Raw genomic sequence first — 12,082 nt, forward strand, 5'->3', positions numbered from 1 at the left:
CCTTAATACGTTCACCATTTTCGGGAATTAAAGAGATAACTGAACGCACGGGTGAACGGAAAACCTGCGGGGCTTACAGATCTCGCCCCGACAAGATTGCCAGGGCGAGTTGTATATAAGAGACTGGCCTCGGGAGAAAGTTAGAGCGAGAGCGTATTACACCTTCACCTTTTCTTACGTCGCTTATCCAAATCCTTCAGCAACTTATTCACTGTTTCGTCTGCGAACATTGCTTCGAGCGATGTCGACAACTTGCGCCGCCAGTTTTTGTACTGGTAGCTGGTGCCTGGAATATTCACCGGCTCCGCCATACCTAACCAATCTTCCGGTTGCAGACCCAACAACGCACTGTTGCTGTCGGCGATGTAGCGCTGCATTGCGCGATTAAGCGTTGAAGTCATCGCCATCAGCGAGGCTTTGTGCCCTGCTCGTTTAGGCAAACAACCATATTCGTGCAGGCTATCCAGCAAACCTTGTTTCGCACGCTCACGATCCTGATACAACTCCGTCAGCATCTCTTCATCAGGATAAAGCCCAAGCGTTTTACCCAGCGTCAAATCACCGCTTTCCCAGTAACCACGCAGCGTCGGTAAATCGTGGGTGGTGGCAACCGCCATCGACTGCTTCGGCCACGCTTTTGGCGAGCGGAACTGCTTTTCGTCGTCATGCTCGAAATAGAGCACTTTGTAAGAGTAAACCCCGCTATCGCGCAGTTTACCGACGATCTCAACTGGTACAGTACCCAGATCTTCACCGATCACCATGCAATTATGGCGTTTGCTTTCCAGAGCCAGGATCGACAGGAGATCGTCAACCGGGTAATGCACGTATGCGCCTTTGTCTGCGGTTTCGCCATACGGTATCCACCACAAACGCAGCATCGACATCACATGGTCAATACGCAATGCACCGCAGCTGGTCATATTGGCGCGTAGCAGCTCGATAAACGGCTGATAGGCGCGCGCAGTAATCACATGCGGGTCCATCGGCGGTAAACCCCAGTTCTGGCCGAGCGGGCCAAGAATATCCGGCGGAGCACCAACTGAGGCCTTCAGGCAGTAAAGCTCACGGTCACACCAGGTTTCAGAACCGCCTTCAGCAACACCTACCGCTAAGTCGCGATACAAACCGATTGGCATTTTAAAGCCCTGACTGGTTTGCCAGCATGCATCGAACTGAACGTAGGCAAGGTATTGCAGCCACAGATAGAAATTCACTTCGTCACTGTGTTCGGTACAGAACTCTTTTACTTCAGGATTGTGCGCGTCGCGGAAACCTTCCGGCCACACCGGCCAGCCCCAGCGCATTTCATCTTCTTTGACCTGATAGGCATGCAGCGCATCGAACGCCGCCTGGTAATACAGGCTGTCGCCGCCTTCCTGCACAAACTTCTGGAAGGTAACAACTTGCTCATCACGCGCCCCGCGCCGCGAGAATTGCTTCCACGCCATCCGCAGCGCAGCCATCTTCAGCACGGTAACGGTGGAATAATCTACCCACTGTGCATCACGAACTTCTTTAAGCATTTGCTGCGTGACCGGCATTTTCCACCAGTCTTGCGCTTCATCACTGAGCAAGAAATCATCAACCGCGTTCACATCGATATAAATCACGTTCAACCAACGACGAGACGACGGGCTGTACGGGCTGGCGCTTTCCGGATTTGCAGGATACAACGCGTGGATTGGGTTCAGGCCGATAAATGCCCCGCCGCGTTTTGCCACATCCACCAGCATGCGCTGTAAATCACCGAAATCGCCAATTCCCCAGTTATGCGCGGAACGTAAGGTGTAGAGCTGCACGCATGCGCCCCACAGTTTTTCATCCTGCATCAGAGCCGCAGGTTCATAACAGCGTTTTGGCGCAACAATCACGCGGCACTGCCAGTGGTGTTCGTTCTGGCTGACCGTCAGGTCGTGATAGCCTTCCGCCAGAGCAGAAGGGAGAGTGAGTTTTTTGCCCGCCAGCACATGACCTTTGTGCTGCTTACCGTCTTCGGTAGTCAGTTGCCAGGTGTAATCACCGTTGCCTTCCAGCACCGTCGCCATGCGAGTACCGGAGGTAAACACCAGCACATTTGCGACCGGCGTAACCGCCACCTTTTTCAAGGTGGTGGTACGGCTCATGGCTTCCAGCAAACGCTGCTTGGTGTCCGCAGGAATAGCCTGCGGTTTGCCATGGGCGTTAATGTAGTTTGGGCTAATTCCCGCCTCAAGAGCGGCGTTATCAAGACGTTTGCTGTCCATGCGTTCCCTTAGCGTTTTGCCTGCCAGATGCGTTGCTGATAATCACGGATAGAGCGATCGGAGCTGAACATGCCGCAACGTGCCGTGTTCAGAATCGCAGCGCGAGTCCATGCCTCCTGGTCGAGATACAACGCATCAGCTAATTTCTGAGCTTCTGCATAGGCGGTGAAATCGGCCATCACTAAATACGGATCGCCACCTTCTTTGCCGATACTGTGCAGCATCTGATCAAAGGCGTGTTTATCACCATCAGCGTAAATGCCCTTCTCAAGCTCTTTGAGCACAGCATCCAGCGCTTTGTCTTTCTTACGCCATTTCACCGGGTCATAGCCTTTAGCTTTCAGCGCTTTCACTTGTTCCACGGTGTGACCAAAGATAAAGATGTTTTCCTCACCCACTTTCTCGGCGATTTCGACGTTCGCGCCATCCAGCGTGCCGACTGTCAGTGCACCGTTGAGTGCCAGTTTCATGTTGCCGGTACCGGAAGCTTCTTTACCTGCGGTAGAGATTTGTTCAGAAATATCCGCCGCCGGGATCATCACTTCCGCCGCAGAAACGCAGTAGTCCGGCAAGAACACCACTTTCAACTGATCGCCAACGATCGGATCGTTATTGATTGCGTGCGCGACTTTGTTGATCGCGAAGATAATATTTTTAGCCAGGTAGTAACCCGGTGCTGCTTTCGCGCCGAACAGATACACACGCGGTACACGGGAAGCACCTGGGTTTTCACGAATCTCTTTGTACTGCGCCAGGATATGCAGCAGGTTCAAGTGCTGGCGTTTATATTCGTGCAGGCGTTTGATTTGCACGTCGAACAACGCATCCGGGCTTATCACGATGCCAGTGCGCGCTTTGACGAATGCCGCCAGTTTCACTTTGTTCTGGTATTTGATGTCGCGATATTCTTTGCGGAATTTCGCGTCGTCAGCGTATTTTTCCAGCCCTTCGAGCACATCCAGATCGTTAGCCCACTCTTTCTTGAGCTTCTTATCGAGCAGCGCAGCAAGCGCTGGGTTGCACTGTTTAATCCAGCGGCGTGGCGTGATGCCGTTGGTGACGTTATGGAATTTGTTCGGCCACAACTGGTGATATTCCGGGAACAGGTCTTTCACTACCAGATCGGAGTGCAGCGCCGCCACACCGTTTACCGCAAAGCCACTGACCACGCACATGTTCGCCATGCGAACTTGTTTGTCGTAAACCACCGCCAGTTTCGCCCAAACTGCTTCATCACCCGGCCAGGTTTTAGTCACCAGTTTCTTAAAGCGTGCGTTGATCTCATTGATAATCTGCATATGACGCGGCAGCAGCGCCTTCACCAGTTTCTCGTCCCAGCACTCCAGCGCTTCCGGCATCAACGTGTGGTTGGTGTACGCGAAGGTTTTGCTGGTGATGGCCCAAGCGTCGTCCCAGCTCATCTGGTGCTCGTCGATTAATACGCGCAGCAGTTCAGGAATGGCGATAGTCGGGTGCGTGTCGTTAAGCTGAATGACTTCAAACTCCGCCAGTTCAGAAAGCTTGCGGCCCGCAAGATGGTGACGACGTAAAATATCGCCCACTGAACACGCACACTGGAAATACTGCTGCATCAGGCGCAGCTTCTTGCCGTTCAGGTGGTTGTCGTTCGGGTAGAGTACTTTCGTCAGTTTTTCAGCGTCGATACCCTGTTGTTCTGCTTTCAGGAAATCGCCGTCATTGAATTTGGTGAGGTCAAAAGGATGCGCATGTTTTGCCTGCCACAAACGCAGCGGTTGCGCCACGCCGTTACGATAGCCGAGAACAGGCAGATCCCAGGCTTCGCCATGGAATATAAACGCCGGTTCCCAACGCACGGTTTTACCGTCTTTCAACACTTTGCCGCCGACGCCGACCTGCACGTCGAGCGCCGAGTTATGCTGGAACCACGGGTAGCTGCCGCGCTTCCAGTCGTCGGGCGCTTCCATCTGCTGGCCGTCTTTGAACGACTGGCGGAACAGGCCGTACTGGTAATTCAGGCCGTAACCAATCGCAGACTGGCCAACCGTTGCCATAGAGTCCAGGAAGCATGCAGCAAGACGCCCCAGGCCACCATTGCCTAGCGCCGGGTCGGTCTCTTCTTCCAGCAAATCAGTCAGGTTGATATCGAATGCTTTCAGTTCATCCGCCACTTCCTGATACCAGCCAAGGTTCAGCAAGTTGTTGCCCGTCAGACGACCAATCAAAAACTCCATTGAGATGTAGTTAACGTGGCGCTGCTTCTTCTCAGGTTTAGCCACAGGCTGCGACACCAACAGTTCTGCCAGCGCACCACTCACGGCGTGCCACCACTGTTGCTGGGTCATTTCTGAGGCTGAGTGCAGTCCATATCGCTGCCACTGACGTGTCAGTGCAGCCTGAAATTGTGCTTTATTGAAGGTCGTCTGTGACATAGGGGCTCGGGTCCTGTGATGTTCTAATTTCATTACCCGTTAGTGTGCCGGGTGGCCTGGGCTTATTCCTCCTCCTGAGGGGGATTAGGGAGGGAGGAGTAGCGGGGAGTAGCTAGAAATGTGATCGCCGCCACTTAACGGTAGGTGCTTGCTGGCAGAATGCCCACCAGCACTGAATTTTTGCTTCGACCAACTCTACGCCTCGATTGGATTCATCTAATCAATAGATTTGTGACAAAGTGCAACTTACAACGTCTGAAACCCTTAACAATCTTGCAATAAGCCGCAATCTGGTCGACCTTGTAGTTAGTATTAATTACGAAGCGTGAAAAAAATCGCATTCGTGCATATCTCATACACAGTGAAGTGATTGACCATGCTGATCCCCTCCAAATTAAGTCGTCCAGTTCGTCTGGAAAATACAGTGGTCCGCGACCGGCTGTTGATGAAATTATCAACAGCTAATAACTATCGGCTGGCGCTAATCACCAGCCCGGCGGGTTATGGGAAAACCACACTGATTTCTCAGTGGGCGGCAGGGAAAAATGAGCTAGGTTGGTACTCTCTGGATGAGGGTGATAACCAACAAGAACGATTCGCCAGCTATTTGATAGCGGCTATTCAACAAGCTACATCTGGTCATTGTGTGACCAGCGAAGTGATGGTGCAAAAACGCCAATACTCAAGTCTGACAGCCTTATTCGCACAGCTCTTTATTGAAATGGTGGAATGGCATCGCCCACTATTTTTAGTGATTGATGATTACCATCTAATTACTAACCCTGTAATTCATGAAGCTATGCGCTTTTTCATTCGCCACCAGCCAGAAAATATGACGCTGGTCGTGTTGTCGCGCAATTTGCCACAGCTGGGAATCGCCAATTTACGCGTGCGCGATCAGCTGCTGGAAATTGGTAGCCAGCAACTTGCATTTACACATCCGGAAGCGAAACAATTCTTTGACCATCGGCTGAATTCTCCACTCGAACATACCGACAGCAACAGCCTGTGTGATGATGTCGCGGGCTGGGCAACCGCACTGCAATTAATCGCGCTTTCCGCACGCCAGAACAGCAACTCATCGGCGCATCACTCTGCGCGCCGTCTTTCGGGCATTAATGCCAGCCACTTATCCGACTATCTGGCCGATGAAGTGCTGGATAATGTCGATGCGCAAACGCGTAACTTCCTGCTGCGTAGCTCAGTCCTGCGTTCGATGAACGATGCATTGATTGTTCGCGTCACGGGCGAAGAAAACGGCCAGATGCGCCTTGAAGAAACCGAACGACAGGGATTATTCATTCAACGCATGGATGACAGCGGCGAGTGGTTCCGTTTTCACCCACTGTTTGGCAATTTCTTGCGTCAGCGCTGCCAATGGGAACTGGCGACAGAACTTCCGGATATTCACCGCGCCGCCGCAGAAAGCTGGATGGCACAGGGCTTCCCAAGCGAAGCTATTCACCACGCCCTTGCCGCAGGCGATGCCAGCCTGCTGCGCGATATCTTGCTGCATCATGCCTGGGCACTGTTTAATCATAGTGAACTCACGTTGCTGGAAGAGTCGTTAAAAGCGCTGCCGTGGGAAAGCCTACTGGAAAACCCAAAACTTGTTTTGCTTCAGGCGTGGCTGATGCAAAGCCAACATCGCTACAGCGAAGTGAACACGCTTCTGGCGCGTGCTGAACAAGAAATGAATGTCGTGATGGACGATGTCATGCATGGCGAATTCAACGCCCTGCGTGCCCAGGTTGCCATTAATGACGGCAACCCTGACGAAGCAGAACGTCTGGCCATGATTGCTCTCGACATGCTGCCGCTTGCTAGCTTCTACAGCCGTATTGTCGCAACATCAGTTCACGGTGAAGTGCTGCACTGCAAAGGTGAGCTCACCAAATCGTTGTCTGTTATGCAGCAAACTGAGCAGATGGCGCGCCGCCACGATATGTGGCATTACGCGTTATGGGGCTTATGTCAGCAGAGCGAAATCTTACTGGCACAAGGCTTCCTTCAGTCTGCATGGGAATGCCAGGAAAAAGCCTTTGCGCTGATTGAAGAGCAGCACCTTGAGCAACTCCCCTTACATGAGTTCCTGCTCCGTATTCGTGCGCAACTCCTGTGGGCATGGTCGCGCCTGGATGAAGCTGAAGCAACCACTCGCATGGGTCTGGAAGTACTTTCAGGTTATCAGCCACAACAGCAATTACAGTGCATGGCGTTGTTAGTGCAATGTTCACTGGCGCGAGGCGACCTGGACAATGCGCGTAATCACCTGAACCGCCTGGAAAATTTGTTGGGCAATGGCTCGTTCCACAGCGACTGGGTTTCCAACGCCGACAAAGTGCGGGTGATTTACTGGCAAATGACGGGGGATAAAAAATCTGCCGCCAACTGGCTGCGCCTGACGCCGAAGCCGGAGTTTGCCAATAACCATTTCCTGCAAAGCCAGTGGCGTAATATCGCACGTGCACAAATTTTGCTGAGTGATTTCGAACCCGCCGAAATGGTGCTCGAAGAGTTAAACGAAAATGCGCGCAGCCTGCGTTTAATGAGCGATCTTAACCGCAACCTGCTGTTGTTGAACCAGCTTTACTGGCAGGCGGGGCGTAAAAGCGATGCGCAGCGCGTGTTGCTGGAAGCACTCGCTTTAGCTAACCGTACAGGGTTTATCAGCCACTTCGTCATTGAAGGTGAAGCGATGGCGCAGCAGTTGCGCCAATTAATCCAACTCAACACACTGCCTGAGTTAGATCAACATCGCGCGCAGCGCATTTTGCGGGAAATTAACCAGCACCATCGCCATAAGTTCGCCCATTTTGATGAGAACTTTGTTAACCGTTTACTGACGCACCCTGAAGTACCGGAGCTTATTCGTACCAGTCCACTGACTCAGCGCGAATGGCAGGTTTTAGGGCTGATTTATTCGGGTTACAGCAATGAACAAATCGCCGGAGAGCTGGATGTTGCGGCCACGACGATTAAAACGCACATTCGTAATTTGTATCAGAAGCTGGGTGTCGCGCATCGTCAAGATGCGGTGCAGCATGCGCAGAAATTGCTGAAGATGATGGGTTACGGAGTTTAAGAAATAATCCTCTCCCTAAGGGAGAGGACTGTTTAAGAGTTTTAAGACGCCAGCGATAACTTCGCCTTAACGCCCCGCTTTACTAGCCACTGCGCCACCCTTGCCTGCTGTTCTTCGGTCAACCACATCCCTAATTTGGTACGACGCCAGATGGCATCATCAACACCACGCACCCACTCATGCTCAACCAGGTAGCGCAATTCGGCCTCGTAAAACTCATGTCCGAAATCTTCACCTAAATCACTGATGCTGGTGGCTCTGCCCAGAATCAAATCACTGTTGCTACCGTAAGTACGTGAGAAACGGCGTGCCAGGCTTTCTGTCAGGAACGTGTAACGGCGGCGCAACTGCGCGGCGTAATCATCACGGTCGCCATTGATATCGCCACCCGGCAACGTACTGCCTTTGGTCCAGGCCGGGCCCATTTTTGGGTAATAGCCTTTCAGTTTATCCAGCGCGTGTTCGGCGAGTTTACGATAGGTTGTGAGCTTGCCGCCAAACACAGACAGCAGCGGTGCTTTGCCCTGCTCGTCATGGATATCGAGCGTGTAGTCACGCGTGATCGCCTGCGGTGAATCAGACTCATCGTCGCAAAGTGGGCGCACGCCCGAATATGTCCAGACGATATCTTCGCGGCTTAGTGTCTTTTTGAAGTGTGCGTTATAAGCATTCAGCAGGTAATTAATTTCATTGTCGTCGATGTGAACATCTTTCGGATCGCCCTTATATTCCACATCGGTGGTACCAATAATAGAAAACTCATCCATCCACGGAATCACGAACACGATACGCTTATCTTCGTTTTGTAGAATGTAAGCCTGCTTCTGGTTGTGCACACGTGGCACCACGATATGGCTGCCTTTGATCAATCGGATACCGTATGGCGAAGGCAGTTGCAGACCATCATCAAAGAAGTTCTTCACCCACGGACCGGTGGCATTTACCAGGCCACGAGCGCGCCAGGTAAAGGTTTCGCCGGTATCGATATCCTGGGCTTCAACAATCCAGTGGCCATTTTCACGACGAGCTCTGGTTGCGCGGGTACGTGTTTTCACTTCCCCACCTTCACGCGTCACCATTTGTGCGTTCGCCAGAACCAGGCGAGCATCGTCTACCCAGCAGTCAGAATATTCGAAACCGCGCACGATATTCGGTTTCAGCACCGAATCTGCACCAAAACGCAAACCGGTAGAGGCAGGCAAACTGGTGCGTTTACCCAAATGATCGTACATAAACAGGCCAATTCGAATCATCCACGCCGGGCGCAGATGTGGGCGATGTGGCAAACGAAAGCGCATTGGGAAGGCGATATGTGGCGCCATATTGAGCAGCACTTCGCGCTCGGCTAATGCTTCGCTCACTAAACGAAACTCGTAATGTTCCAGGTAGCGTAGGCCACCGTGAATCAATTTAGAGCTATTAGATGATGTAGCACTGGCCAGATCCTGCGCTTCGAGCATCAACACGGATAAACCACGGCCTGCGGCGTCAGCGGCGATACCTGCCCCGTTAATTCCTCCGCCAATCACAATCAGATCTTTAGTTTCCATGTTGCCCTCACACGCTTTCGTTAAAGTTCAAATATGTTCGTTATCGCTCATACTAGCAAGAGTACGCGCGCTTTGTAACGAAAAAAAAACATTACTGCGTGATATGGATAACATAATGACGTTAATATACTCGAGCTACTTCAAGATGCAGGTAGGCGGCAAACGAATGAAGCCCGATGAGCTTACTGTAGTAAGTGATTCGGGTGAATGAGGGCAGCCAACAACCCTGCAACTTGAAGGGCGACGGGTATATCAGCAGGCAGAGGGGGAGATTCCCTTAATACAGCGCAAGGCAATTCAATAAAATGACGAGCAAAACCATGGAAACTTTTGAGTGTATTGGTGTGGAAGAAGCGCACCAGAAGTTGCAGCAAAAACACGCTGTGTTAGTGGATATCCGCGATCCACAAAGCTTTGCGATGGGCCACACGCCGGGCGCGTTCCATCTGACCAACGACCGTCTTGTCGCTTTTATGCAGCAAACCGATTTTGAAACACCCGTCATGGTGATGTGCTATCACGGCAACAGCAGTAAAGGTGCGGCGCAGTATTTGCTGCAACAAGGATACGATCAGGTGTATAGCGTCGATGGTGGTTTTGACGCATGGCATCGTCATTTCCCGGCTGAAGTCGAACATGGCGCATCTTAAATCGTCAGGGAATAGAGACGTTGCGGGTATAATCATTTTTTTCTGTACGGATTTAGTAGAAAACCTATGATCATGATTACCTCGTTTGCCAACCCGCGAGTCGCGCAGGCATTTGTCGACTATATGGCGACGCAGGGGATTATCCTCACAATTCAAACCCATGAACAAACGGATATCTGGCTGGCAAACGACAGCCAGGAATCGCGCGTTCGTGCCGAGCTTGAACAATTCCTCGCAAACCCTGGTGACTCACGCTATCTGGCAGCAAGCTGGAATACAGGTCATACAGGTGGTGGTTTGCGTTATCAGCGCTACCCTTTCCTGGCCACAATTTCGCAAAAAGCGGGCCCCTTCACGATGGTCATTATGGCCGCCTGTGTGTTGGTCTACCTGCTGATGCAAATCGTAGGCGATCGTGCGGTCATGACCTGGTTAGCCTGGCCATACAAAGACAGTTTGCACTATGAATTGTGGCGCTATTTCAGCCATGCGTTGATGCACTTTTCTATTATGCATATCGCGTTTAACTTGCTGTGGTGGTGGTATCTCGGCGGCCCGGTGGAAAAGCGCCTCGGCAGCGGTAAACTCATCACATTAACGCTGGTTTCTGCACTGTTGAGCGGTTTCGTGCAGGCGAAATTCGGCGGCCCGTTGTTTGGTGGCTTATCCGGCGTGGTTTATGCGCTGATGGGTTATGTCTGGCTACGTGGCGAACGCGATCCAGAAAGCGGCATCTATATGCAGCGCGGCCTGATGGGCTTTGCGTTATTGTGGATTGTGATAGGATTTTTCGATGTTTTAGGAATGTCGATCGCCAACGCTGCACACATCACCGGCCTGGTTGTTGGGCTCGCGATGGCGCTGGTTGATACAATGCATGCGCGAAAACGAACATAGCATTTCAGGAGAATAAAACAGCGTGAAGCAAACACAACGTCATGATGCGATTGTCGAATTGGTTAAAAAACAAGGCTATGTCAGTACCGAAGAGCTCGTCGAACAGTTTGCAGTCAGCCCGCAAACTATTCGTCGCGATCTAAACGATCTGGCAGACCAGAATCTGATCATGCGCCATCACGGTGGCGCCGCTCTGCCTTCAAGTTCTGTGAATACGCCGTGGCACGATCGTAAGGCGACCCAGACGGCGGAAAAAGAGCGTATCGCGCAAAAGGTTGCCAGCCAGATCCCTAACGGTGCCACGCTGTTTATTGATATCGGCACCACACCGGAAGCCGTCGCTCATGCGTTGTTGAATCACAGCAATTTGCGCGTGGTAACCAATAACTTGAACGTGGCTAACACGCTCAAGGTTAAAGAAGACTTCCGCATTATTCTGGCCGGCGGCGAATTACGCAGCCGCGACGGGGGCATTATCGGCGAGGCGACACTCGATTTTATCTCTCAGTTCCGCCTGGATTTCGGCATTCTGGGGATTAGCGGCATCGACGGTGACGGTTCGCTGCTGGAGTTTGATTATCACGAAGTTCGCACCAAACGCGCCATCATTGAAAACTCACGCTGCGTGATGTTGGTTGTCGATCACTCGAAGTTTGGCCGTAATGCGATGGTGAATCTGGGCAGTATTGCTTTGGTGGATGCGGTATATACCGATGCCATTCCACCAGCAGGCGTGATGCAGGTGATTGCCGAGAATAATGTGCAACTGGAGTTGTGCTAGTACAAAGAAGTCAGATTTCGGACATAAAAAAACCGCCTTTCTTGAATGGCGGTTTTTTTATTGGTGTTGGTCAGGTTAAGCGGCCTTTCCAACGATTTTTACTGTGTTGCTCGAGCAGAGCAGGCACACCTCAGTGGTCGAAAAATTAACCGAATCATTCCTAATTGTCAAGGGTACGCGGTTACGTTTACGGAGCAATTGTATATAGTCTACTCGGCCCTTTTCGCCGCCCTAAGCAAGCGGGCGCTGGCTTTAGAGAAGGCTATTTCACGACCGTGTACGCAGGCACACCTCAGTGCTTGTTATCACGGCGATATCGCCAGTGGTGTGGCCGTGATGCGGTCTTTTGCATGGACCGCACAATGAAACGATACCTTTGTATCGTGCTTATTGTAACCGCTGCGCTAATGTCGTCAGGGAAAGGTGGCTGGAATATTTCCGGTAACGCCATTCAGATGACAA

7 protein-coding genes are annotated in these 12,082 nt (G+C 51.8%); 4 read left to right on the top strand and 3 right to left on the bottom strand.

Translation table 11 applies throughout. The annotated features are described in order from the left end of the window. Window positions 1–164 precede the first annotated feature (164 nt). Complete coding sequence (malQ, locus tag LVQ79_RS02720) at window positions 165–2,246, bottom strand: 4-alpha-glucanotransferase (RefSeq protein ID WP_232863806.1); 2,082 nt, start codon at window positions 2,244–2,246, stop codon at window positions 165–167. An 8-nt stretch (window positions 2,247–2,254) separates the two neighbouring features. Further along, window positions 2,255–4,657, bottom strand: coding sequence for a maltodextrin phosphorylase (malP, locus tag LVQ79_RS02725; protein WP_232863807.1), 2,403 nt, complete (start codon window positions 4,655–4,657; stop codon window positions 2,255–2,257). 376 nt (window positions 4,658–5,033) lie between these two features. On the opposite strand from malP, the gene malT reads away from it, so the two are divergent. After that, the gene (malT, locus tag LVQ79_RS02730; protein WP_232863808.1) at window positions 5,034–7,742 is read left to right on the top strand and encodes an HTH-type transcriptional regulator MalT; all 2,709 of its coding nucleotides are present in this window, start codon (window positions 5,034–5,036) and stop codon (window positions 7,740–7,742) included. A gap of 41 nt (window positions 7,743–7,783) precedes the next feature. On the opposite strand, the gene glpD is transcribed toward malT, so the two are convergent. Beyond that, complete coding sequence (gene glpD / locus LVQ79_RS02735) at window positions 7,784–9,292, bottom strand: glycerol-3-phosphate dehydrogenase (RefSeq protein WP_232863809.1); 1,509 nt, start codon at window positions 9,290–9,292, stop codon at window positions 7,784–7,786. Between the two features lie 320 nt (window positions 9,293–9,612). Between glpD and glpE the strand changes: the two genes are divergently transcribed. The 3 genes from glpE (at window position 9,613) to LVQ79_RS02750 (ending at window position 11,620) form a co-directional block, all read left to right on the top strand. Next, entirely contained in the window at window positions 9,613–9,942 is a 330-nt protein-coding gene (glpE, locus tag LVQ79_RS02740) for a thiosulfate sulfurtransferase GlpE (protein ID WP_134186019.1), read from the top strand. Between the two features lie 66 nt (window positions 9,943–10,008). Then, complete coding sequence (gene glpG / locus LVQ79_RS02745; protein ID WP_151993684.1) at window positions 10,009–10,839, top strand: rhomboid family intramembrane serine protease GlpG; 831 nt, start codon at window positions 10,009–10,011, stop codon at window positions 10,837–10,839. 22 nt (window positions 10,840–10,861) lie between these two features. Further along, window positions 10,862–11,620 (top strand): DeoR/GlpR family transcriptional regulator, encoded by a 759-nt coding sequence (locus LVQ79_RS02750; protein WP_151993685.1) that lies wholly within the window; start codon window positions 10,862–10,864, stop codon window positions 11,618–11,620. The last annotated feature ends 462 nt before the right edge of the window (window positions 11,621–12,082 follow it).

Source organism: Buttiauxella cochleicola, from assembly GCF_021282405.1.
Taxonomy (GTDB): domain Bacteria; phylum Pseudomonadota; class Gammaproteobacteria; order Enterobacterales; family Enterobacteriaceae; genus Buttiauxella; species Buttiauxella massiliensis.